25 protein-coding genes are annotated in these 23,245 nt (G+C 69.4%); 13 read left to right on the forward strand and 12 right to left on the reverse strand.

Annotated features, from left to right (window positions below; genetic code table 11):
• Window positions 1–5: 5 nt before the first annotated feature.
• On the reverse strand, window positions 6–320 hold the full coding sequence (locus ACPW96_RS09605; protein WP_425820123.1) for a hypothetical protein: 315 nt from the start codon (window positions 318–320) through the stop codon (window positions 6–8).
• A gap of 127 nt (window positions 321–447) precedes the next feature.
• Window positions 448–1,434, reverse strand: coding sequence for a class II fructose-bisphosphatase (gene glpX / locus ACPW96_RS09610; protein WP_425820122.1), 987 nt, complete (start codon window positions 1,432–1,434; stop codon window positions 448–450).
• 204 nt (window positions 1,435–1,638) lie between these two features.
• On the opposite strand from glpX, the gene fbaA reads away from it, so the two are divergent.
• Window positions 1,639–2,667: a class II fructose-bisphosphate aldolase gene (gene fbaA, locus ACPW96_RS09615; protein ID WP_425820121.1), complete on the forward strand. Its 1,029-nt coding sequence runs from the start codon at window positions 1,639–1,641 to the stop codon at window positions 2,665–2,667.
• Between the two features lie 88 nt (window positions 2,668–2,755).
• Here the strand turns inward: fbaA and ACPW96_RS09620 are convergent, their stop codons facing one another.
• Window positions 2,756–3,409 (reverse strand): DUF6264 family protein, encoded by a 654-nt coding sequence (locus tag ACPW96_RS09620; RefSeq protein ID WP_425882867.1) that lies wholly within the window; start codon window positions 3,407–3,409, stop codon window positions 2,756–2,758.
• Complete coding sequence (locus tag ACPW96_RS09625) at window positions 3,406–4,401, reverse strand: 4-hydroxy-3-methylbut-2-enyl diphosphate reductase (RefSeq protein WP_425882958.1); 996 nt, start codon at window positions 4,399–4,401, stop codon at window positions 3,406–3,408. Before ACPW96_RS09625 ends, ACPW96_RS09620 begins: the two co-directional genes overlap by 4 nt.
• Before the next feature lie 137 nt (window positions 4,402–4,538).
• Here ACPW96_RS09625 and xseA point away from each other — a divergent pair, with 137 nt between their 5' ends.
• The 7 genes from xseA (at window position 4,539) to ACPW96_RS09660 (ending at window position 11,099) form a co-directional block, all read left to right on the forward strand.
• Window positions 4,539–5,834: an exodeoxyribonuclease VII large subunit gene (xseA, locus tag ACPW96_RS09630; RefSeq protein ID WP_425882868.1), complete on the forward strand. Its 1,296-nt coding sequence runs from the start codon at window positions 4,539–4,541 to the stop codon at window positions 5,832–5,834.
• 10 nt (window positions 5,835–5,844) lie between these two features.
• Window positions 5,845–6,114 (forward strand): exodeoxyribonuclease VII small subunit, encoded by a 270-nt coding sequence (locus ACPW96_RS09635; RefSeq protein ID WP_425820118.1) that lies wholly within the window; start codon window positions 5,845–5,847, stop codon window positions 6,112–6,114.
• Complete coding sequence (locus tag ACPW96_RS09640; RefSeq protein WP_425882869.1) at window positions 6,114–6,743, forward strand: DUF4245 family protein; 630 nt, start codon at window positions 6,114–6,116, stop codon at window positions 6,741–6,743. Before ACPW96_RS09635 ends, ACPW96_RS09640 begins: the two co-directional genes overlap by 1 nt.
• Window positions 6,740–7,387 carry a carbonic anhydrase gene (locus ACPW96_RS09645; RefSeq protein ID WP_425882870.1) on the forward strand — a complete coding sequence of 216 codons (648 nt, stop codon included), beginning with the start codon at window positions 6,740–6,742 and terminating at the stop codon, window positions 7,385–7,387. Before ACPW96_RS09640 ends, ACPW96_RS09645 begins: the two co-directional genes overlap by 4 nt.
• A gap of 79 nt (window positions 7,388–7,466) precedes the next feature.
• A complete protein-coding gene (locus ACPW96_RS09650; RefSeq protein ID WP_425820117.1) occupies window positions 7,467–8,861 on the forward strand; it encodes a class II fumarate hydratase in 1,395 nt (464 codons plus the stop codon).
• A gap of 115 nt (window positions 8,862–8,976) precedes the next feature.
• Complete coding sequence (locus ACPW96_RS09655; protein WP_425882871.1) at window positions 8,977–10,443, forward strand: sensor histidine kinase; 1,467 nt, start codon at window positions 8,977–8,979, stop codon at window positions 10,441–10,443.
• Window positions 10,440–11,099 carry a response regulator transcription factor gene (locus ACPW96_RS09660; RefSeq protein ID WP_425820115.1) on the forward strand — a complete coding sequence of 220 codons (660 nt, stop codon included), beginning with the start codon at window positions 10,440–10,442 and terminating at the stop codon, window positions 11,097–11,099. The genes ACPW96_RS09655 and ACPW96_RS09660 overlap by 4 nt, the downstream gene beginning before the upstream one ends.
• Before the next feature lie 108 nt (window positions 11,100–11,207).
• Here the strand turns inward: ACPW96_RS09660 and ACPW96_RS09665 are convergent, their stop codons facing one another.
• The 4 genes from ACPW96_RS09665 to ACPW96_RS09680 form a co-directional block, all read right to left on the reverse strand.
• A complete protein-coding gene (locus tag ACPW96_RS09665) occupies window positions 11,208–11,831 on the reverse strand; it encodes a hypothetical protein (RefSeq protein WP_425882872.1) in 624 nt (207 codons plus the stop codon).
• Window positions 11,832–11,984: 153 nt separating this feature from the next.
• Window positions 11,985–13,355: a PhoH family protein gene (locus tag ACPW96_RS09670; protein ID WP_425820113.1), complete on the reverse strand. Its 1,371-nt coding sequence runs from the start codon at window positions 13,353–13,355 to the stop codon at window positions 11,985–11,987.
• A gap of 199 nt (window positions 13,356–13,554) precedes the next feature.
• Complete coding sequence (locus tag ACPW96_RS09675; protein ID WP_425882960.1) at window positions 13,555–14,670, reverse strand: aminotransferase class V-fold PLP-dependent enzyme; 1,116 nt, start codon at window positions 14,668–14,670, stop codon at window positions 13,555–13,557.
• A 53-nt stretch (window positions 14,671–14,723) separates the two neighbouring features.
• Complete coding sequence (locus ACPW96_RS09680) at window positions 14,724–15,509, reverse strand: isoprenyl transferase (RefSeq protein ID WP_425820112.1); 786 nt, start codon at window positions 15,507–15,509, stop codon at window positions 14,724–14,726.
• 81 nt (window positions 15,510–15,590) lie between these two features.
• On the opposite strand from ACPW96_RS09680, the gene trhA reads away from it, so the two are divergent.
• Entirely contained in the window at window positions 15,591–16,328 is a 738-nt protein-coding gene (gene trhA / locus ACPW96_RS09685) for a PAQR family membrane homeostasis protein TrhA (protein ID WP_425882873.1), read from the forward strand.
• A gap of 2 nt (window positions 16,329–16,330) precedes the next feature.
• Here the strand turns inward: trhA and ACPW96_RS09690 are convergent, their stop codons facing one another.
• The gene (locus ACPW96_RS09690; protein ID WP_425820111.1) at window positions 16,331–16,642 is read right to left on the reverse strand and encodes a hypothetical protein; all 312 of its coding nucleotides are present in this window, start codon (window positions 16,640–16,642) and stop codon (window positions 16,331–16,333) included.
• Between the two features lie 65 nt (window positions 16,643–16,707).
• On the opposite strand from ACPW96_RS09690, the gene ACPW96_RS09695 reads away from it, so the two are divergent.
• Complete coding sequence (locus tag ACPW96_RS09695) at window positions 16,708–17,100, forward strand: DUF4307 domain-containing protein (RefSeq protein WP_425820110.1); 393 nt, start codon at window positions 16,708–16,710, stop codon at window positions 17,098–17,100.
• Between the two features lie 141 nt (window positions 17,101–17,241).
• Window positions 17,242–17,733 carry a transcription elongation factor GreA gene (gene greA / locus ACPW96_RS09700; RefSeq protein ID WP_425882874.1) on the forward strand — a complete coding sequence of 164 codons (492 nt, stop codon included), beginning with the start codon at window positions 17,242–17,244 and terminating at the stop codon, window positions 17,731–17,733.
• Window positions 17,734–17,757: 24 nt separating this feature from the next.
• On the opposite strand, the gene ilvA is transcribed toward greA, so the two are convergent.
• Window positions 17,758–18,981 (reverse strand): threonine ammonia-lyase, encoded by a 1,224-nt coding sequence (ilvA, locus tag ACPW96_RS09705; RefSeq protein ID WP_425820108.1) that lies wholly within the window; start codon window positions 18,979–18,981, stop codon window positions 17,758–17,760.
• Window positions 18,978–20,162, reverse strand: a complete 1,185-nt coding sequence (locus ACPW96_RS09710; RefSeq protein WP_425820107.1) for an AI-2E family transporter — start codon at window positions 20,160–20,162, stop codon at window positions 18,978–18,980. Before ACPW96_RS09710 ends, ilvA begins: the two co-directional genes overlap by 4 nt.
• 278 nt (window positions 20,163–20,440) lie before the next feature.
• Here ACPW96_RS09710 and ACPW96_RS09715 point away from each other — a divergent pair, with 278 nt between their 5' ends.
• The gene (locus tag ACPW96_RS09715) at window positions 20,441–21,739 is read left to right on the forward strand and encodes a winged helix-turn-helix domain-containing protein (RefSeq protein WP_425882875.1); all 1,299 of its coding nucleotides are present in this window, start codon (window positions 20,441–20,443) and stop codon (window positions 21,737–21,739) included.
• Window positions 21,736–22,644 (forward strand): hypothetical protein, encoded by a 909-nt coding sequence (locus ACPW96_RS09720; protein WP_425882876.1) that lies wholly within the window; start codon window positions 21,736–21,738, stop codon window positions 22,642–22,644. Before ACPW96_RS09715 ends, ACPW96_RS09720 begins: the two co-directional genes overlap by 4 nt.
• An 18-nt stretch (window positions 22,645–22,662) precedes the next feature.
• Here ACPW96_RS09720 and ACPW96_RS09725 read toward each other — a convergent pair whose 3' ends face one another.
• A complete protein-coding gene (locus ACPW96_RS09725; RefSeq protein WP_425820565.1) occupies window positions 22,663–23,232 on the reverse strand; it encodes a LemA family protein in 570 nt (189 codons plus the stop codon).
• Window positions 23,233–23,245 lie beyond the last annotated feature (13 nt).

The raw sequence follows: 23,245 nt of genomic DNA on the forward strand, positions 1-23,245 counted from the left end.
GCAGATCACGTGCCGCCGGGTACAAAGCTCAGCAGCACGATCACCGCGGTGGAGACCGCGAGGAACGCGCCGATCATCCACCACGCGCTGACCTCGTGGTCATCGTCCCGCCGCACGCGGAACAGCACGTCGGCACGACGCGATGGGTCGACGATGATCCGGTGAGCGCCGGTGGTGGGAATCGATCCGGACGTCGGAATCGACCCCGTGGTCACGGGAACCCGGGGCATCGACCCCGGATTCGTCGACCCGGCATTCGGGAGAGCCGAGGGCTGAGAGTCGCCGGCCGGCGATGAACCGGTGGGTCCCTGTGCGCTCATGTGCCGCTCGCCTCCTCGGCGCCGTGAATGGCCGCCGTCCAGCATCCATTGTGCCAGCCCCAGGGCGGCGCGACCGGCACGACGCGAGTCGCCGAGCGTCAGCGCACTCGAGTCGGAAGTGCCGGGGCTACAGCCACTTGGACGTCAGGTGCTCCGACGTGATCCGACGCAGGGTGCCCGACGCACTGCGCAGCACGACGCTTTCGGTGTAGAGATAGTCGCCCTGCCGCGTCACGCCGGCGACGAGCTGTCCATCGGTCACGCCGGTCGCGACGAAGATCGTGTTCTTTCCGGTGACCAGTTCCTCGGCCTCGTAGACGTGGTCCATCTTCAGACCGGCATCGATGCCCCGCTGAGTCTCATCGTCGGTCTGCGGCCAGAGGATGCCCTGGATGTGGCCGCCGAGCGCCTTGATCGCACACGCCGTGACGATGCCCTCCGGGCTGCCGCCGACGCCGACGCACATGTCGGTCTTGGCGTTGTGGCGAGCCGCGTTGATGCCGCCGGCCACATCGCCATCCGACATGAGCCGGGTGCCCGCCCCCGCTTCGCGGATGTCGGCGATCAGCTTCTCGTGCCTCGGACGGTTCAGCACCGAGACGACGATCTCGTCGATCGGCTTGCCCAGCGCCTTGGCGAGCAGCCGGATGTTCTCGCCGATCGGCAGGCGGATGTCGACGACGCCGACGCCGGCGGGGCCCGTGACGAGCTTGTCCATGTAGAACACCGTCGACGCGTCGAGCATCGAGCCGCGGTCGGAGACGGCGATGACCGAGAGCGCGTTCTGCCGCCCGGCGGCCGTCAGCGACGTGCCGTCGATCGGATCCACGGCGATGTCGCAGGCGGGGCCACGTCCGTTGCCGACGTGCTCCCCGTTGAACAGCATGGGGGCCTCGTCCTTCTCCCCCTCCCCGATGACGATGACGCCATCGAAGTTCACGGTGCTGAGGAAGGCTCGCATCGCGTCGACGGCAGCGCCGTCCGCCGCTTCCTTCGCGCCTCGGCCGACGAACGGCACGGCGCGGATGGCCGCGGCCTCCGTCGCCCGCACGAGCTCGAGAGCGAGGTTTCGATCGGGGTGCAGGGGACTCATGTCGCCGGTGATGCTGACCATGTGCTCAGCCTAGCGACGGGTCTGTGACAACCCCCGGTTTCGAGGGGCCGCGGGCGTGAAGCTTTGGCGATTCTTAACAAGACGGCCATCCCCGGCTCCGCCTGGTCGGCGGGCCCGCTGCCACCTGACCGCTCGCTCGGCCTTCGATAGAGTGACAGCACACGTCCCCGCACCGATCATCGTGCCCACGACCAAGGAGCCGTCATGCCCGTCGCAACCCCAGAGCAGTACGCCGAGATGCTGGACCGCGCGAAGGCCGGTGGGTTCGCATACCCGGCCTTCAACGCGTCGAGCTCCCAGAGCGTCAACGCGATCCTGCAGGGTCTCACCGAAGCCGGATCGGACGGCATCATCCAGGTCACCACGGGCGGCGCGGACTACTTCGCCGGTCACACCGTCAAGGGCCGGGCCACGGGCGCGCTGGCGTTCGCGAAGTTCGTGCACGAGGTCGCGAAGAGCTACCCGATCACCGTCGCGCTGCACACCGACCACTGCCCGAAGCCGGCCCTCGAGGATTTCGTGCTCCCCCTGATCGCCGAGTCGGAGAAGGTCGTCGCGGACGGCGGCCACCCCATCTTCCAGTCGCACATGTGGGACGGCTCCGCGGTGCCGCTCGATGAGAACGTGCAGATCGCGCAGGAGCTGCTCCCCCGTCTGAAGGCCATCAACGCGATCCTCGAGGTCGAGATCGGCGTCGTCGGTGGCGAGGAGGACGGCGTGCAGCACGAGGGCTCGAACGAGGCCCTCTACACGACGGTCGCCGATGTCACCAAGGCGGTCGAGGGCCTCGGCCTCGGCGAGAACGGGCGCTGGATCGCCGCGCTCACGTTCGGCAACGTGCACGGGGTCTACAAGCCGGGAAACGTCAAGCTGCGCCCGGAGCTGCTCGGCGAGATCCAGGAGGGCATCGCGTCGCGCTTCGGCACCGGCCCGAAGCCACTCGACCTGGTCTTCCACGGTGGCAGCGGCTCGACCGACGAGGAGATCGCTCTCGCCGTGCAGAACGGTGTGATCAAGATGAACATCGACACCGACACGCAGTACGCCTTCACGCGCGCGGTCGCCGGCTACATGTTCAGCAACTACGACGGCGTCCTGAAGGTCGACGGCGAGGTCGGCAACAAGAAGGCCTACGACCCGCGCGCCTGGGGCAAGGTCGCCGAGACGGCGATGGCCGCGCGCGTCGCCGACGCGACCCGCCAGCTCGGCTCGGCGGGCAAGTCGCAGAGCTGACCTCGAGAGACACCCGGCCGCAGCGCCGAAACGACGGATGCCCCGGCCGAAATGGCCGGGGCATCCGTCGTTCGGGCCGAGCCGGAGCTCAGCTCCCGACGCGCGTGAGGTACTCGGCGATGGCCGGGTCGCCGAGCAGCGGCACCAGTAGCAGCGCGGTGACGGCGAGGTAGCTGACCACCGCGCCGACGATCGGCACCCAGAACGTGATGCGCCCGCGCCGCAGCATCCGCCACGAGAGAACGGCCGTGATCAGCCAGCCGATCGCGAACACGGCGGCGGCGATCGTGCCCCAGAGCCGCCCCTGGGCGAAGTTGGTGAACTCGCCGTCGATCCCGACGGTCTCCATCCACATGTTCGCGAACGTGGGGAAGTCGGTGAGCGCGACGAACGAAGACAGCACCGCGAACAGCCCGTAGCCGAGCAGGGCGATCGTGATCACGCGATCGGCGAGCCCGCCACGTCGCTTCGCCGGCTGTGCGGCCGAAACCAGAGGCGACTTCTCGGGAGCGGAGGCCGCCGGTCGGCTCGGGCCCGGTGACTCCGGGACCACTGCTTGACCATTCTCGAGCGCCCAGGTCGCATCCGGCTGGCGGATGCGAGCCCGCTGCTCCTCAGGAGTGGCGTACTCCCCGTACAGCGGGCGGTCGGGGCGGGCATCGGTGCGTTCGACGGCCACGGACGGCGCGGCGGGCGTCTTGTCGGCGGATGCCGCCGGCCTGCCCTCCGTCGGCTCGCTCACGCCTGCACCCGTCCGCCGAGTGCCCGCTCGTCTCGATTGCCGGCGGCATCCTGACGCAGCTCTTTCGGAAGGGAGAAGATCAGGTCCTCCTCGGCCGTCTTGACCTCTTCGACGTCCCGGTATCCCGCGCCCGACAGCTCCTCGAGCACCTGGGCGACGAGCACCTCCGGCACGGATGCGCCGCTGGTGACGCCCACGGTCTCGACGCCGTCGAACCACTCCTGGCGCATCTCGTCGGCGTAGTCGATGCGATACGCGGCCTTGGCGCCGTACTCCAGGGCGACCTCCACGAGTCGCACGCTGTTGGACGAGTTGGCCGAGCCGACCACGATCACAAGGTCGGCGCCCTTGGCGACCTTCTTGATCGCGACCTGGCGGTTCTGCGTGGCGTAGCAGATGTCGTCCGACGGCGGATCCTGCAGCTGGGGGAAGCGCGCCCGAAGTCGACGGACGGTGTCCATCGTCTCGTCGACGGACAGGGTGGTCTGGGAGAGCCAGACGACCTTGGACGGGTCGCGCACCTGGATCGTGTCGGCCTCGTCGGGTGAGTTCACGATGGTCACATGCTCCGGCGCCTCGCCCGCCGTGCCCTCGACCTCCTCGTGGTCCTTGTGGCCGATCAGCAGGATCTCGAAGTCGTCGCGTGCGAAGCGCACCGCTTCGCGGTGCACCTTGGTCACCAGGGGGCAGGTCGCGTCGATGGCCTGCAGGCCCCGATCGGATGCCGCGGCCACGACAGCCGGCGACACTCCGTGCGCGCTGAAGACGACGTGTGCGCCCGGCGGAACCTCGTCGACCTCTTCGACGAAGATGGCCCCCGCTGCCTCCAGCTCGCTCACCACGTGGATGTTGTGCACGATCTGCTTGCGCACGTAGACGGGCGCGCCGTAGCGCTCCAGGGCCTTCTCGACGGCGATCACCGCGCGGTCCACGCCGGCGCAATAACCGCGCGGCGCCGCGAGCAGCACCCGCTTGTGTCCGGCGACCGGGATATCCTGGAGGCGTCCACGCCGCCCCGGTATGCGGGGCACGGGCAAGCGGACGGCAGGAGTGGTCACGTGTCGATTCTACGTGGGACCCCCTGGATACAAGCCGAGTCCCGGCAGCGAACACACGACGTGAGGATGCGATGACGACCTTCCAGGCCGCCGCCTCCCCCGATGCGCCGCCGCCGCCCGACTCGGTGGCGCCGCGGGATTCCAGCCCCCAGGCGCCCACCTCCGTGTCGCGATTGAACGAATCGATCCGCGACTTCGTCGCCCGTTGGGGCGCCGTCTGGGTCGAGGGTGAGATCACCGCGTGGAACGTGCGGGGCAACGCGGTGTACGGCCGCATCAAGGACCTCGCGACCGACGCCACGATCTCCGTGCGCGTCTGGTCGAGCGCCCGCATGCGGATGCCCGCCGACCTCAAGGTCGGCGACCACGTGATCGCGTGCGTCAAGGCGGACTACTTCGTCAAGGCCGGCGACTTCAGCTTCCAGGTCTCGTCCCTCCGCCACGTCGGCCTCGGCGACCAGCTCGAGAAGCTCGAGCGCCTGCGCGTGCAGCTGCGGCAGGAGGGGCTCTTCGACTCCTCCCGCAAGAAGTCTCTGCCGTTCCTGCCGCGCCGGATCGGGCTCATCACCGGAGAGCGCTCGGATGCCGAAAAGGACGTGCACCGCAACGCCGAGCTCCGCTGGCCTCAGGTGCGCTTCCGCACGGAGTACGCGGCCGTGCAGGGGGATCGGTGCGTTCCCGAGACCCTCGCCGCCCTGAGGCGACTGGATGCCGACCCCGAGGTCGACGTCATCGTGATCGCGCGCGGCGGCGGCGACCCGCAGACCCTGCTCGGATTCAGCGACGAGCGTCTGCTGCGCGCCGTGGCCGCGGCATCCACCCCCATCGTCAGTGCGATCGGACACGAGAACGACCGGCCGCTGCTGGATGACGTCGCCGACCTGCGTGCATCCACCCCGACCGACGCGGCCAAGCGCGTCGTGCCCGATGTGGCGGAGCAGCTGACCCTCGTGCGCCAGCTGCGCTCCCGCCTCACTACCCGGCTCGTTCATCGCGTCACGAACGACGTGGAGAGACTGGAGCAGCTGCGCTCACGGCCGGTGCTGCGAGCGCCGGAGAGCATGATCGATGGCCGTTCGCAGGAGGTGTGGCTGCTGGTGTCTCGTGGCCGCGAGCGCATCGGACGGCAGATCGAGCACGGGCACCGGCGCACTCTCGAGCTTCAGGCCTCGCTCAGGGCGCTCTCCCCCGCTGCCACTCTGGCGCGCGGGTACGCGATCGCCCACATCGCCGGCGGGGTGATCGTGCGAGACGCGGACCAGGCGCCGGCCGGCACGCCGCTCGTGGTGACGCTCGAGCGCGGATCGCTCGCCGCACGCTCCGAGGGCGAGATCGCCGAGTCGGGCGATGCCGGAGCCCGGATTTAGGATGGATGACATGACGCAGACCGCGCCCCCGGCCGGCCAGGGCTCTCCCGCGGAGCGGCCCGCCGCCCCGGATGTCGCGACCCTCTCGTTCGAGCAGGCGCGCGACGAACTGGTGAAGGTCGTCGCGGAACTGGAGCAGGGAGCCCCCACGCTCGAGCACTCCCTCGCGCTGTGGGAGCGGGGCGAGGCCCTGGCCGCGCGCTGCGAAGAGTGGCTGCGCGGTGCGAAGCAGCGTCTCGACGCCGCGCGAGGCGCCGCGGATGACGGGGCGTCGACGTGATGGCGCGCGCCGCCAGTCGCGACATCCCGGCCCAGTCCCCCGACGATGTGGCGGCCGACAAGGCGGAGCGATCACGCGCCTACCGGGCGAGCCAGACGACCCGCAACCTGATCGCCGCCATGCTCGCCACCCTCGCCGTCGTGCTCGTGATCATCCTCGCCGTGCCCCGAGGTGAGCCGGCGCCGCGGCCGCCCATCGATGTCGCAGCCGTCGCGCAGGGTGTGGAAGAAACATACGACCGCGCGGTGCTCGTGGCCGACGTGCCGGAGACGTGGCGAGTGAACGGCGCACAGGTCGAGGCCGACGCGATCGCGGCATGGGAAGTCATCTACGTGCCCGATGAGAACAGCTTTCTGCGCTTGGCGCAGGGGTTCGATGCGGGCGAGACGTGGGCGGCACAGGTGCTGCGGGGCGCGGCGCCGACGGGCACCGCCACGATCGACGGGCTCACGTGGGACACGTACGAGATCGCGCAGCCGTCGCGCAACGCCAACGTGTCGTACGCACTGGGCATCCAGGCGGGCCCGGACCATGTGCTGCTGTACGGGTCGGCCAGCCCGGAGACGACCGCGCTGGTCGCAGAGAGCCTCACCGACCAGATCCGCGCACTCCAGGAGGCACCTCAGTGACCGATCGACCGACTCCCGCCAAGGTGTGGGGCGAGATGGTGCGCGGCAACGCGCGCTTCGTCGCCGGCGAACCGCGCCACCCCCGTCAGGATGTCGAGCACCGCAACGAGGTGGCCATCGCGCAGACGCCCCGCGCTGCTCTGTTCGGCTGCTCCGATTCCCGCCTCGCTGCCGAGATCATCTTCGACAAGGGGCTCGGCGACCTGTTCGTCGTCCGCAACGCGGGTCAGGTGATCTCCGACTCGGTCATCGGAAGCCTGGAGTACGCCGTGGCCGTGCTGAAGGTGTCGCTGATCGTCGTGCTCGGCCACGATGAGTGCGGTGCGGTCGCGGCCGCCATCGCGTCGCAGGGCGCCGATGCCACCCCACTGCCACCGCACATCGTGCGCCTCATCGAGCCGATCATCCCCGCGGTGCACCGTGTGGTAGGCGACGGCGTCGTCGACCCGCAGTCCGTCGACGCAGAACTCGTCGGGCGGGAGCACCTCCGCGACACGGTCGCCGAGCTGCTCGAGAAGTCCGAGCTGATCGGTGACGCGATCGCGGCGGGCGAGCTCGCCATCGTCGGCGCGAACTATCGCCTCTCGCAGGGAACGGTGGCGCCCGACGTGATCGTCGGACCCGCCACGGACGGCGACGCCTGAGGCCTCGAAGGCTCGCCACAGCACGACACCAGACCCGACATCCCGCACACCCGTACACACCAGGCAGAGGAACGACGACGTGACTGACACCGAGTACCGCATCGAGCACGACACCATGGGCGAGGTCCGGGTGCCGGCATCCGCCCTCTACGGGGCGCAGACGCAGCGGGCGGTCGAGAACTTCCCGATCTCGGGTGACAGCCTGGACCCTGCGCAGCTGGTGGCGCTGGCGCGCATCAAGAAGTCCGCGGCGCTGGCCAACAAGGAGCTCGGAACACTGCAGGGCGACATCGCGGACGCGATCGCCGCGGCCGCGGACGACGTCATCACGGGCGAGTACTTCGCCCACTTCCCGATCGACGTGTATCAGACGGGCAGCGGCACCTCGTCGAACATGAACATGAACGAGGTGCTCGCGACCCTCGCGACGCGTCGCCTCGGTTCGCCGGTGCACCCCAACGACCACGTGAACGCCTCGCAGTCCTCCAACGACGTCTTCCCGACGTCGGTGCACGTCGCGGTCACGCAGGAGCTCATCGACGACCTCATCCCGGCCCTCGACCACCTCGCGGTCGCCCTCGAGGAGAAGGCGGAGCTGTGGAAGGATGCCGTCAAGTCGGGCCGCACGCACCTCATGGACGCGACCCCGGTCACGCTCGGACAGGAGTTCGGCGGCTATGCGCGACAGATGCGCCTGGGCATCGAGCGGGTCCAGTCCGTGCTGCCACGCGTCGCGGAGGTGCCGCTCGGCGGCACGGCCGTCGGCACGGGCATCAACACGCCGCTCGGCTTCCCCCAGAGGGTCATTGAACTGCTCGTGGCCGAGACCGAACTGCCGATCACCGAGGCGAAGGACCACTTCGAGGCACAGGCGAACCGCGACGCCCTCGTCGAGGCATCCGGGGCCCTCCGCACGATCGCGGTCTCGCTGACCAAGATCAACAACGACATTCGGTGGATGGGCTCCGGGCCGAACACGGGCCTCGGTGAGCTGCACATCCCCGACCTGCAGCCTGGCTCCTCGATCATGCCCGGCAAGGTCAATCCCGTGGTGCCGGAGGCGACGCTGATGGTGTGCGCCCGCGTCATCGGGAACGATGCCACCATCGCCTGGGCCGGCGCATCCGGAGCGTTCGAGCTGAACGTCGCCATCCCGGTGATGGGCACGGCGCTGCTCGAATCGATCCGCCTACTGGCCAACACGGTGCGCGTACTGGCCGACAAGACCATCTCCGGCCTGGAGGCGAACCTGGAGCGCGCAGCCGCCTTCGCGGGCATGTCGCCCTCGATCGTCACGCCCCTGAACAAGCTCATCGGGTACGAGGCCGCGGCGAAGATCGCGAAGCACTCCGTCGCCGAGGGCATCACGATCCGCGAGGCGGTTCTCGACCTCGGATACATCGACCGCGGCGAGCTGACGCTGCAGCAGCTCGATGAGAAGCTCGACCTCTTGTCGATGACGCACGCCGGATGATACCCGATCTGGGCGGATTCTCGGCCGACGGGGCCATAATCAGACGATGAGCAGCACGTCGAGATCCTTCTCGGCACGCACGCGAATACTGGGGGCAATACTCTCAGTGGCGTGCGTGGGACTCGTCATCGCCGGGGGCATCACATTCGTGGCCGAGCGTGAGCGGGTCATCAACGAGATCGACGACCGCCTGGAGTCCCAGGTGGCGAGCCTCGTGACGGTCGCCGGCATGACCGACGTGGAGCCGATTCCTGCACCCGATGCGTCGCGGGCGCCCGCCACCGCACGGGAGGAGCTTCGCCCGGCGGACTTCGGATCCGTCAACGAGTACCTCCGGGCGGCCGTCGCCCGTCTGGTGCCCGGACTCAACGAGGCGTCGGTCGCGATCCTCGACGGGGTTCCCCGCTATCGCCCCGAGACACTGTCGGGCTTCGACATCTCCGACAACGATCAGCTGATCGACCGCGTCGTGCAGGAGACGAAGGGATCCGACGCGAGCCTCATCGGCACCTCCGTGACCGACGAGGGCGCCCTGCGCTACATCGCCGTCCCGGTCTCGATGGAGGGTGACGAGAGCAAGGGCATCTACCTGCGAGCGATCGATCTGGATGCCGAGCTGAACGCGGTCGACACCTCGATCCTGACCTATGCCATCGCCGCGCTGGCGACGATCGCCGCAACGGGCATCGTGGGGTGGTTCGTCGTGGGCCGACTGCTCTCGCCCATCCGGCGCCTGCAGGAGACGGCCGATTCCATCACGCTCACCGAACTCGGGGCGCGCATCCCGACCGGCGGAAACGACGACATCTCCGACGTCACGCGGACGGTCAACTCGATGCTCGACCGGCTCGAGGGCTCGGTCGATGTGCAACGGCAGCTGCTGGATGACGTGCGCCACGAGCTGAAGACGCCCATCACGATCGTGCGAGGACATCTGGAGATGATGGACCCCGGCGACTCGGACGACGTCGCCCTCACCCGGGACATCGGCATCGCGGAACTCGACCGCATGACGCGGCTCGTCGATGACATCGACATGCTGGCCACCGTCGAGGGCGACCAGTTCTCGATGGTCACGATCGAGGTCGCGGGCCTCACCGCCCGGGTCGCCGAGCTCGTCGCGGTCATCCCCGACCACGAGTGGTCGGTGGAGGCGGCCGGCGACGGCACCGTGGAGGGCGACGATGACCGGCTGCTGCAGGCCTGGCTGCAGCTCGCCGACAACGCCGCCAAGTACTCGCCTCCCGGATCCCCCATCGAACTGGGCAGCAGCTCAGACGCGGCGGGTGTGCACCTGTGGGTGCGCGACCACGGGCCCGGCATCCCGCCGGCCGCGCGCCACCGCATCTTCCGGCGCTTCGACCGCGCCCACGAGCGACGATCCGTCGGCGGCTCCGGGTTGGGGCTCGCTATCGTCGACGCGATCACGAAGGCGCATGATGGACACATCACCGTCACCGACACCCCAGGGGGCGGAGTGACTTTCACGATCCATCTTCCGCTCCGACAGGGCTCGCCGACCGAACTGCCTGCCCCGGTGCGTGCGGGCGATGTCGTGATGCAACGAGAGGCCACGGGATGACCCGGATACTCATCGCCGAGGACGAACCGCGGATCTCGGCCTTCATCGCGCGCGGGCTCGAGGCCGCGGGCTATGTCACGACCGTCGTCGAGAACGGGCTGGATGCCCTCGAACTGGCACTCGACGAGGACGTGGACCTGCTTCTGCTCGATGTCGGGCTGCCGGGCATGGACGGCTTCGAGGTCCTCACGCAGCTGCGAGGCCAGGGCTCCGCCCTCCCGATCATCATGCTCACCGCTCGGACCGGAACGCGCGACACCGTGGACGGGCTGGATGCCGGGGCGAACGACTACATGGCCAAGCCCTTCAAGTTCGACGAGCTTCTCGCCCGCATCCGCTCGCGCCTGCGGGAGAGGATGACCAGCGGCGACCTGACCACGATCGTCTACGGTGACGTCACCCTCAGCGTCCTCACGCGACGCGCGGAGATCGGGGGGCGCGGTGTCGACCTCTCCGCCCGCGAGTTCGCACTGGCGGAGCAGTTCTTGCGCCACCCCGGCCAGGTGCTGAGCCGCGAGCAGCTGCTCAGCCGCGTCTGGGGAATGGACTTCGACCCGGGCTCGAACGTCGTCGATGTCTACGTGCGGTACCTGCGGGGCAAGTTCGGCACCGAGCGCATCGAAACCGTCCGCGGTGCGGGATACCGCTGGGTCTGAGCCGGCGCTCGCGCTTCGAGCGGTTTCTGTCCCCGGGCATGAAGAAGCCCCCGGCGCTGGGGGACACCGGGGGCTGGGGAGGCTCGGAGCTGGGGGACTCCGGGCACTTCAATCGCGAGGGTCGGGAACGACCGGCGATTTTTCCTTCTTCAATCCGGACCACGACTTGGGGGAATCATGTCCGGATGGGGAACCCGCTTTCGCGGGGGTCTGTGGGTCGACGTGGCGACCGAAGTCGGGCACGTCGGACTGGGCGGGATTCACGTCTTTCGATCGGAGTTCCGCCTCGAGCCTGGAGCGGAGTTCCGCCTCGACCTTCGAGCGGAGTTCGGCATCCACCTTGGAGCGAAGCTCTTCTGCGACGTTCGAGCGACGCTCGGCCTCGACCGGGACGTCACCGGGCGTGTCGTTCGTGACCACCGGCTCGGCTTCATCCACGGGCTGCGCCACGGGAGCGATCGGGGTCGTGTCAGTGGCGCGCGAAGCCGCGATGTCCAACGGGTCGGGAGCCAGCACGACCTCCGGCACCCGCGGCGCGAGGCGCGGAACTCGCTCCTGGTCCACCGTGGATCCGTTGAAGGGGACGACGACCGGCCTGCCGGCAGGGACACCCGACGAGTCCTTGAGCGTGATCGCGTGGGCGGTGGACACTGCACCGACGAAGGCCATGGCGACCACGACGGTTGCCGCGCCACCCGACAGCACCGCCCTGCGTGCCACGCCATCCCCCATCGTTTGAACCGTACACGCGCGCGTGCAGCAAATCGCTAACTATTCTAGCAAGTGTGCGGTGCCGGAGTGAGAGCCAGAGGTGAGGGGCATGAGATTCTTCTCATGCCCCTCACTCTCACCAGACCGAGGCGGATGGGGCCGCCTCATCGGCCCTCACGCCAGCTCTCCTGCCTCCAGCAGTTCCGTCACGAGCGCCGCGATCGCGGATCGCTCCGACCGCATCAGCGTCACGTGGCCGAAGAGGGAGTGACCCTTGAGGGTCTCGATCACCGAAGCCACGCCGTCATGCCGTCCGACACGGAGGTTGTCGCGCTGTCCCACGTCGTGCGTCAGCACAACCCGCGAGTTCTGGCCGATGCGGCTCAGCACGGTGAGGAGCACGTTGCGCTCGAGCGACTGGGCCTCATCGACGATAACGAACGCATCGTGCAGCGACCGGCCACGGATGTGGGTGAGCGGCAGCACCTCGAGCAGTCCTCGCGCGACGATCTCCTCGACGACGTTCGCCGAGACCACCGATCCGAGAGTGTCGAAGATCGCCTGGCCCCACGGGCCCATCTTCTCGCCCTGATCACCCGGAAGGTAGCCGAGCTCCTGGCCTCCGACCGCGAAGAGGGGGCGGAAGACGATGATCTTCCGCTGCTGCTGCCGCTCCAGCACGGACTCGAGACCCGCGCACAGCGCCAGCGCCGACTTTCCGGTTCCGGCGCGCCCGCCGAGGGAGACGATGCCGACGTCGGGGTCGAGCAGCAGGTCGATCGCGATCCTCTGCTCGGCGGAGCGTCCGTGCATGCCGAAGATCTCGCGATCCCCACGCACGAGCCGGTACTCCCCCGGGCTCGTGATACGGCCGAGCGCCGATCCCCGCTCGGACTGGATGATGAGGCCGGTGTTGATGGGGAGGCCGCGCACGTCGTCGCTCGCGGCGACGTCGCTCTCGTACAGGTCACTGAGATCGTCACCCGAGACGCCGATGGTGGCGATGCCGGTCCAGCCGGAATCCACCGCCTGCTCGGCGAGATATTCCTCGGCGCTCAGACCGAGCGACGCCGCCTTCACCCGCATCGGCAGATCCTTGGAGACGATCGTGACGTCCTGCCCGTCCTGGGCGAGGTGCATCGCCACCGCCAGGATGCGGCTGTCGTTGTCCCCCAGACGGATGCCGGATGGCAGCACGCTTCCGTCGGTGTTGTTCAGCTCGACGCGGAGCGTTCCGCCCTCGCCGACCGGAACGGCGAAATCGAGACGCCCGTGTTCGATCCGCAGCTCATCGAGGTGGCGCAGCGCCTGCCGGGCGAAGTAGCCGATCTCCGGGTCGTGACGCTTGCCCTCCAGCTCCGAGATCACCACCACCGGGATGACGACGGAGTGCTCGGCGAAACGGAAGAACGCCCTGGGATCCGATAGCAGCACCGACGTGTCGAGCACGTAGGTGCGGAGATCCGTGTCGGATGCCTCCCGCTCCAACGTGCTCTCACTGTTGGCGGCCCGGCGGCCTGGCTGCTCTGGTGCTCGTGTGGTCACAACCCACTCCCGACCCGGGACGGATCCCGGCAGTCCTCGAGTCGACCATGGCAGCGAGTCGCAATCCTGAAGGCCGACCCGACCGGGCACCTTGCCCGATGAGATGAACGTACGTCCGCGATGTCACGGGCGTGTGCTCGACACGCCTGCCCGGGTTACAGGCGGGTTAATTCCTGGGAGCTGCAGCGGCGCCGAGGTGTCACCAGACGCGGCTCTGAGCGAACGCGGCGAGCGCGTCGCCGAACAGACGCAGCGTCTCGGCACCGGTTCCCACGTGCGGGGCCACGCGGATGAGCCCGCCGCGGGCCGTCACGGTGAGGCCGTGGTTGGCGAGAGCCGCGCCCAGCGGCGCGACATCGGCGGCGGGCGGCGCGAGCGCCACGATACCGGCGCGACGCTCCGCCTCGCGGGGCGTCGCGACAAGGATCTCGAAGCGATCCGCCGATTGAATGACGTCCCGCGTGCGGGCAACGAGCTCGGACTCGATGCGGGCGACGCCCGCATCGCGCACCTCTCGCAGCCCGGTCGCGAGCCGAGCGGCCGCCAGCGCGTCCGGGTTGCTGACAGTGAAGGCCTTCGCGGATGCCGCGGGGCGCGGCACCTCGTCCATCGGCAGGCCGCCCTCCACGCCGGCGAATCCGGACAGGACGGGAGCGATGCGCTCGAGCGCGCGGTCTCCGAACCAGGCGAAGCCGGTTCCCCGCCCCGCGCGGAGCCACTTGTAGCCGTTGCTGCAGACGACGTCCGCGGCGGCGTACTCGGCATCCACCACACCGAAGCCCTGGATCGCATCGACGATCAGCAGCCGGTCCGGTCCGATCACCTCACGCAGCGCACCGAGGTCGGCACGATAGCCCGTGCGGAAATCCACGAGGCTCACCATCACGGCGGTGACGTCGTCATCGAGAGCGTCGCGCACGACCTCCGGTGTCACCGCGCCGGATTCCGGCGTGACCCATCGGGGTGTGACCCGGCCGAAGGCCTCGGCGGCACGGGTGAGCGACACCGTGATGCTCGGGAACTCGGCGGTCGACGCGATCACCGTGCCCGAGAGCCCGAAGACCGCGTGCATGAGTCCGTACGAAGTGGATGGCTGGAGGGTCACCTGCCCTTCGTCGCCGCCCACCAGTTCGGCGACGAGCTGTCGCGCCTCGCGGGCGCGTTCGGAGACGAAGTCGATGCTCGACGAACGCCCGGAGCCGAGAAGCTCGGCATCCGCGTGCACCTCGCTGCGCACCCCGGGCGAGAGCGGGCCGAAGGCCGCCCAGTCCAGGTATCCGGGTTCTCCGTCGAACGAGGACTGGTACGCCTCCATCGTGGTCACCGTGTCATCATGGCAGTTCTCCCGCGACCGCGCTGACGGCGGACTCAGCTGCCGTAGCGGCGATCGCGGGACGCGAAGTCGCGGATCGCACGAAGGAAGTCGACCTCGCGCAGGTCGGGTCCGAGCGCCTCGACGAAGTAGAACTCGCTGTGGGCGCTCTGCCAGAGCAGGAAGTCCGAGAGGCGCTGCTCGCCGGAGGTGCGGATGACCAGGTCCGGGTCCGGCTGACCGCCCGTGTACAGATGCTCCCCGATCGTCTCGGGGGTGAGACTGGCGGCCAGCTCCTCGAGCGTGCCGCCGTCGCGATCGTGCTTCGCGATGATGCTGCGGACGGCATCCACGATCTCGTTGCGCCCGCCGTAGCCGACCGCGAGGTTCACATGCAGTCCGTGGTGGCCGCGCGTCCGCTCCTCCGCGTTCGCGAGCACGCGGGCGAGCTGCGGTGGCAGCCGATCCCGCCGCCCGACGTGCTGCACGCGCCAGTCACGCCCGGTGGACAGTTCGTCGGTGAGCTCGGCGATGATCTCGACGAGGTCGTTCAGCTCCTGCGAGTCGCGTTTGCGCAGGTTGTCGTTGGAGAGCAGATAGAGCGACACGACGCGGACGCCCACGTCGTCGCACCACTCCAGGAACTCGCGCATCTTCGCCGCTCCGGCCCGGTGCCCGTGGGCCGGTGTCGAGTAGCCGAGCTGCCTGGCCCATCGCCGGTTCCCGTCGATCATCATGGCGACGTGCTGGGGAACGCCCTCCGCGGGGATGCGCCGCCGCAGCCTGTTGATGTAGAGCCGGTAGAGAGGACCGCGTCCCTCATTCGATGCGGCTCGGTTCACGCCCCTACGCTACCCTTCCGGCGACGGGGATGCCGGGCGCATGTAACCCCCCGGACATATGGCAGGGCCTACGCTCAAGGGGTGATCCGCCGCGCGAAGAGCCGAGTGCCCGATGTGCCCGAGCTTCCGCTGATGGAGGCTGCGACCGTCGACGCCCATGTCGAGATCAAGCCGTCATGGCGAGGCTGGATCCACGCGGCGATGTTCCCGGTCGCGATCGTCACGGGCATCGTGCTCGTCCTGTCCGCCGACGGTGCGGCCGCCAAGTGGGCCTGCGTCGTGTTCATGGCGTCATCGCTGCTGCTCTTCGGCAACTCTGCGCTCTATCACCGCTTCGACTGGAGCCCCAAGACCAAGGCCGTCCTGAAACGGATCGACCACGCCAACATCCTGCTGCTGATCGCCGGTACCTACACGCCCATCGCCGTGCTGGCCCTGCCGCCGGGGCAGGGCACGATCCTGCTGATCGTCGTGTGGTCGGGCGCCCTGCTCGGCATCCTGTTCCGCGTCTTCTGGATCGGCGCGCCGCGGTGGCTCTACGTCGCGCTCTACCTCGCGCTCGGCTGGGCAGCCGTGATGTACCTGCCCGACCTCTTCCGCGCCAATGCCGCGATGATGTTCCTCGTGATCATCGGCGGCTTGCTCTACACCGGCGGCGCGATCGTCTACGCGATGAAGCGACCGAACCCGTGGCCGGGGCACTTCGGGTTCCACGAGATCTTCCACGTCTGCACGATGCTGGCATTCCTCTGCCACTGGGCGGCGTGCCTGCTCATCGCGCTCGACCCTTACTCACCGTCGCTCGGCCTGCCCGCCTGATCTCAGCCGCGGGGACTGCCGGGGTCGATCGATTCGTCGTCGACCTCGGACGCCCTTGCCGCCGCCTCGCCCTGCTTCTCCGCCGCCTCTTCGGCATCGAGCTCGTCGTTGATCTCCTCGCGATAACGCGTGCGGCGGACGCGGCGCTGCATGTCCCACACCAGGAAGACCACGGCGAGCGCGATGAAGACGATCGCCGCGAAGCCCCATGGGCCGGGTGTGACCAGCTGGGGATCGACGGTCGGGGCCGGAATGGGCGTGGCAGCGGCGACGGCCGTCTGCAGCCCTCCGAGCGCCGCGGCCAGTACGTGCATCGTGTCCTTCGTTCCGCGCCGCAGCGCATAGCCTGGATTCCAGCCTAACCACTCGAGGGAACCCGATGACGACGAAGGAAGAGCTCGATGAGCGCTACGGCCGCACGCGGCCCGGGCGCCGTCGCGCGACCTGGATCGTGATCGGAGCGCTGGCCGCGGCATCCATCGGCGCCCTCGCCTGGGCCACGGTGGGCAACACGGTCGACGCCGTCGGCTTCGACGGAACGGGGCACGAGATCGTCGATGACCGCAGGGTCACGGTGCTCTTCCAGGTGACTCCCCCGGCCGGCGCGAGTTTCGCCTGCGCACTGGAGGCACTGGACGAGGACTTCGGCGTCGTCGGCTGGCGGGTTCTGGAATTCCCCGCGTCCGACGGCGCGGCGAAGGCCTACCAGGAGACGATTCCCACGGTCGCGCGGGCGACGACGGGTTTGGTCGACTCCTGCTGGGTCACGTAGTCTGGTCTCATTGCATTCATCGACGCCCTGGCGGGAGCCGGGGCGTCTCTGTACATAGGCGGCACTGAGGCGGTACCCGCGCCGGCACATCACCGACACGTCCGGGATCGCTCGCCCGCCCTTCAGATTCAAGGAGATCCCGTGGTAGACGACGCCCCGGTCACGTTCCTCACGCAGGAGGCGTTCGACCGTCTGCATTCCGAGCTTCAGTACCTCTCGACGACCGGCCGCGAGGACATCGCCGCCCGCATCGCCTCCGCTCGCGAGGAGGGCGACCTCAAGGAGAACGGCGGCTACCACGCCGCCAAGGACGAGCAGGGCAAGCAGGAGGCGCGCATCCGCACGCTGCAGCACCTGCTCAAGACGGCGACCGTCAGCGAGGCGCCGGCGAGCCACGGTGTGGTCGAATCCGGCACCGTCGTCACCGCGATCGTCGCAGGCGGCGAAGAGGTCTTCCTGCTCGGCAACCGCGAGATCGCTGTGGACTCCGAGCTGGACGTGTACAGCGAGGCGAGCCCCCTGGGCGCTGCCATCCTCGGCCTCAAGGAGGGCGAGAGCGCGAGCTACACCGCGCCGAACGGACGCGCGATCACGGTCGACGTCGTCAAGGTGGAGACGTACTCGGGACAGTAGGGGCCCGCCCGGCGGCGGGCACGGTCAGTCCGCGACGACGCTCGGGCTGAATCCGGCCTCGTCCAGTGTGCTGATGACCAGCGCCCGGTGCTCCTCGCCCCGCGTCTCGACGCTGATCTGCAGGACGACCTCGCTGATCTGCATCCCCTGCCCGTGCCGGGTGTGCAGAACCTCGGTGACGTTGGCCCCGGCCCCGGCGACCAGTTCGGCGACCCGCGCGAGCATGCCCGGGCGGTCCGGCAGCGGGATGCGCAGCGTCATGTAGCGACCGGATGCCGAGAGCCCGTGCGCCACGACGCGCTGCAGCAGCAGCGGGTCGATGTTGCCGCCGGAGAGCACCGTGATCGTCGGGCCGCTCGCGTGCACCTTGCCCGCCAGCATGGCCGCGACCCCCACGGCTCCCGCAGGCTCCACGACCTGCTTGGCCCGCTCGAGCAGCACGAGCAGCGCGCGTGCCATGTCGTCTTCGGTGACCGTGACCACCTCGTCGACCAGTTCGCTGATCAGGGCGAAGGGAAGGTCGCCCGGTCGTGCGACCGCGATGCCGTCGGCGATCGTGGGACGGGTCTGCACCTGCAGCGGCCGCCGAGCAGCTAGCGAGGAGGGATATGCCGCCGAGTTCTCGGCCTGCACGCCGATGACGCGCACCGTGCGGCCCTCCTCCGCCGCTTTGGCCTTCACAGCCGCGGCCACACCGGCGATGAGTCCGCCGCCGCCGATGCCCATCACGATCGTCTCGAGGTCGGGGCACTCGTCGTACAGCTCCAGACCGAGCGTGCCCTGGCCTGTGATGATGTCGAGATGGTCGAAGGGGTGGATCAGGACCGCGCCCGTGCGCTCGGCGAACTCCGCGGCGAGGCGCAGCGGCGTCTCGACCGTCGCCCCCTCGAGCACCACCTCGGCGCCGTAGCCGCGGGTCGCCAGAAGCTTGGGCACCGGGACTCCGAGGGGCATGAAGATCGTCGCCGGGATGCCGAGCTGCTGCGCCGCGAGCGCGACGCCCTGCGCGTGATTGCCCGCCGAGGCCGCGACGACCCCGCGCGCCCGCTCGGCCTCGGTGAGGCGGGAGAGCCGGTGGAATGCGCCGCGGATCTTGAAGGATCCGGTGCGCTGCAGGTTTTCGAGCTTCAGGTAGACCGGCACGCCGAGCAGGTCGCTGAGATGCTGCGACTTGTCGAGGGGCGTGTGGCTGATGACTCCTTCGAGTCCGGCGGCGGCTTCTTCGAAGTCGTGCAGGGTGGGCCTCATTGTGCTACCCGCCTCGGGGCTCGGGGGACGGTGCTCCAGATTAGGTCGTCGGATGATGGTCTCGCCCCGGTGCGCCACGACCCGGTCGTCAGCGACACCGCGACGACGTTGACGAAGGCGGCGAGCGGCACGGCGAAGAGCGCACCGGGGATGCCGGCGATCATCGCGCCGCCGGCGACCACGAGCACGACCGCAAGGGGGTGCACCTTGACGGCCGAGCCCATCAGCAGCGGCTGAAGCACGTGGCCCTCGATCTGCTGCACGCCGAGCACGACGACGAGCATCCACAGGGCGATCCAGGGGCCGTTGTAGATCAGGGCCAGGAAGACCGCCACCGTACCGGTCACGACGGCGCCGACGATCGGCACGAAGGCCCCGAGGAACACGAGCACGGCGATCGGGATGGCGAGCGGCACGCCGAGAAGGAAGGCGCCCAGGCCGATGCCGACGGCGTCGATCGACGCGACGAGCAGCTGGGTGCGGGCGAAGTTGACCACGGTCACCCAGCCGTTGCGCGCGGAGCCGTCCACTGCGGGGCGCGCGTCGCGCGGGAAGAGCCGCACGGTCCACCGCCAGATGGCGGGGCCGTCGGCGAGGATGCACAGGAGGATGAAAACCGCGAGGAGCGCGCCGACCAGAACGTGGCCGACGGTCGAACCGACGGCGAGCGCCCCCGACCAGAGCAGCTGGGCCTGCTCCTGCACCAGCGCCAGCCCCTGGTCGAGGAGGTCGTCGATCTGGGCCGAGGAGAGGTGCATCGGCCCGTCGATGAGGTACTGCCGGAACTGCTCGACGGCCTCGACCGTGCGTTCCTGCACCGAGCCCCACTGCCGCGACACCTGCCACACCACCAGCCACACCAGGCCGCCGATGATCGCGATGGTGCCGATCAGAGAGATCACGATGGCGAGCCACCGAGGCACCCGATGGCGCAGCATCCACGAGAAGGCCGGCCACAGCAGCGCCGCAACGAGGATGGCGACGAGCAGCGGGATGACGAGAAGCTTCAGCTGGATGACGAGCCAGACGCCGACGCCGATCGCCGCGGCGACGACCAGGAAGCGCCATGCGTAGGCGGTCGCGACCCGAAGGCCCCGCGGGATGCCGGGGGCGATGTCGGTCGTGACCGTGCGGCTGCGCAGGTTGTCGAGGAAGCTGCCGCGGGGCTTGTCGTCGGTCACCCGCCTCAGTCTAGGGCGCGCGCCAGCAAGCCAGGGGTGTGGGGCGGAGCCCCACAGAGGGGCGCGCGCCAGCAAGCCAGGGGTGTGGGGCGGAGCCCCACAGGAGGGCGCGCGCCAGCAAGCCAGGGGTGTGGGGCGGAGCCCCGCAGAGGGGCGCGCGCCAGCAAGCCAGGGGTGTGGGGCGGAGCCCCACAGACGGGCGCGCGCCAGCAAGCCAGGGGTGTGGGGCGGAGCCCCGCACAAGCCGCGTGTCAGACCCCACGGCTAGGCTGGCCCGCGTGAAAGACACGCTCAGCCGGGCGGAGGCACGGCGCGTCGCGCTGGCCGCTCAGGGGTTCGCCCGGCCGCGTCCGGAGACGGTCGGCACCCGCCAGCTGAACCTCGCGGCCGCGCGCATGGGCGTCACGCAGATCGACTCGGTGAACGTGTTCGCCCGCTCGCACTACATGCCGTACTTCGCACGCATGGGCGCGTACGACACCGCCGCCCTCGACCGGCTTCTGTTCGGTCTCCGCGGACCGTACGTCGAGTACATCGCGCACGTGGCGACGTTCATCCCGATCGAGGACTGGGCGCTCTGGCGATTCCGGATGGACGAGATGCGCGCCAAGTACGGCACGAGTCCCGATGGGTGGTTCGCCCGCAACGCCTCGACGATCGAATGGGTGCGGGCGGAGCTGGCGGCACGGGGGCCGCTGCGGCCCGCCGAGATCGAGGCCGACGCACAGCGGGGCCGCCGGGGCCCGTGGTGGGATTGGGACGTGGTCAAGCACGCGCTCGAGTACCTGTGGATGTTCGGCGAGGTCTCGATCGCGGGCCGGCGGGGTTTCGAGCGACGCTACGCACTCGCCGAGCAGGTCATCCCCGCCGAGGTACTGGCGAGTCCCGTGCCGCGGGAGGATGCGATCCGCGAGCTGGTGCGCCGCGCCGCGCGGTCGTACGGCGTGGCTTCCGCCTCGGATCTGGCCGATTACTACCGCATCCGCGACCGCAAGGCGGTGATGTCCGCGATCGGCGACCTGGTCGACGAGGGCGCCCTCCGGCCGGTCCGGGTGCTCGGCTGGGACCGTGGTGCGCGCCCGCTTCCGGCGTGGCTGCACACGGATGCCGTGGTGCCGCGTTCGGTGGATGCCGGCGCCATCCTGAGCCCGTTCGACCCCGTCGTGTGGTTCCGGGATCGTGCGGAGCGCCTGTTCGACTTCCAATACCGCATCGAGATCTACACCCCCGCCCCGCAGCGCGCGTTCGGCTACTACTCGCTGCCGGTGCTCGTCGGCGACGACATCGTGGGCCGCGTCGACCTCAAGGCCGACCGGGCCACATCGACCCTTCTGGTGCAGTCCGCGTGGTGGGAGAACGGAGCGCCCGAAGGTCGCGCTGAGCGGCTCGCCGCCGAGTTGCGCACGGCCGCCGCGTGGCAGGGCCTGGAGCACGTGTCGATCTCCGCGTGGGGCAACGCCGTCGCCGACCTCGGGCGGGTCATGCCGGACGCGCACCGTCACGAACGGGTGATCGCCGAGCCCCCCGCCGCGCGCGACGGGGACGCGCAAGCCGAGGACCTCGAGCGGGTGACGTGAAGCGCCGGGGCCCCCTGATCGCCCTCGCGGTGCTCGTCGGCGTCGTCCTCGTCGGCGTGCTGATCTGGGCGCTGACCCGGCCGCCCAGTGTGGAGGACGCGGCGGAGGACTATCTGACGGCGCTCGCCGAGGGGGACTACCCCGCCATCGCCGCGATGTCGGACTCGGGGCTCGACGCTTCGACCGAAGCCACGCTGGCCGACGCGTTCGCCGGGGCCGCGTACGGCACCGCGCCGGAGGTGGAGGAGATCACCCCGTCGGAGGGCTTCACCGGCGTGCGGTCGAGCATGGAATTCGCCGGTGAGCGGCACACCGTCTTCTTCGGCATGGCGCTTCGGAGTGGCCGGTGGACGGTGGCGACGGACTACCTGGCGGTGCTCGAGGTAGCGACGGGGATCGGCGACTCCGTATGGGTGGGCGACGCGCTGGTTCCCGTCGGCGAGGTGTTGCTCCTGCCGGCGGTCTATCCGGTCTCCCCCGCACCCCGGGCCGTACTCGACGGCGGCACCGAGGTCGTCGTGAGCAACGACGAGCCGGCCTCGGTCGCGGTGGATGCGACCCTCACGGAGAACGCCGCCGCGCAGGTGCAGGCCCAGCTCGACCCGTACCTCGATGAGTGCACCGCTCCGGGGGCGGTCGTGCCGGACGCCTGCGGCATCCGGATCCCGTGGGCGGCCGACCTCGCCACGCTCGAGAACCTCACCTACCGCATCGAGCGGCGCCCGGCCGCCGCCCTCGCCCCGGCAGACGGGTCCTTCGCCGCGACGGGAGGCGTCCTCGTGGTCACAGCGACGGGCACGACACACGCCGGAACTGCCGGCGAATTCACCTACCGGGCCGACGATTGGGCGCTGTACGGCAGCATCGCCTTCCGTGGCGACGAGCTGGTGCTCGCCGTGCGCTGAGGCCGGCGTGCGCGCGGATCAGAACTGCACGCGCGGGGGTTCGGAGATGGCCGCGCCGTCGATGACCTCGAAGAACTCGCGTTCCTGGAACCCGAGATTGCGAGCGAAGAGGTTGTTCGGAAAGATCTTGATCTTCGTGTTCAGCTCTCGTACGCCGCCGTTGTAGAAACGGCGGGACGCCTGGATCTTGTCTTCGGTGTCGACGATCGAGTGCTGCAGCTGCAGGAAGTTCTGGCTCGCCTGCAGCTGCGGGTACGCCTCGGCCACCGCGAAGAGGCTCTTCAGCGCTTGCTGCAGGTGTCCCTCCGCCACGCCGGCTTCGGCGGGTCCGGCGGCGGTGAGGGTCTCTGCTCGGGCTCGCGTGACGTTCTCGAAGACCGCCTTCTCATGGGCCGCGTAGCCCTTCACCGTTTCTATGAGCTGCGGGATCAGGTCGGCTCTTCGCTTCATCTGCACGCTGATATCGCTCCAGGCCTCGTCCACCCGGACGTTGAGCTGCACGAGCGAGTTGTACGTCGCCCACAGGTAAACGCCGGCGATCACGACGAGCGCGACCACGATAAGAACCGGAATGAGCCATTCCCACATAGCCACGGACTCC

Source organism: Micromonospora sp. DT81.3, from assembly GCF_049847225.1.
Taxonomy (GTDB): Bacteria; Actinomycetota; Actinomycetes; order Actinomycetales; family Microbacteriaceae; genus Microbacterium.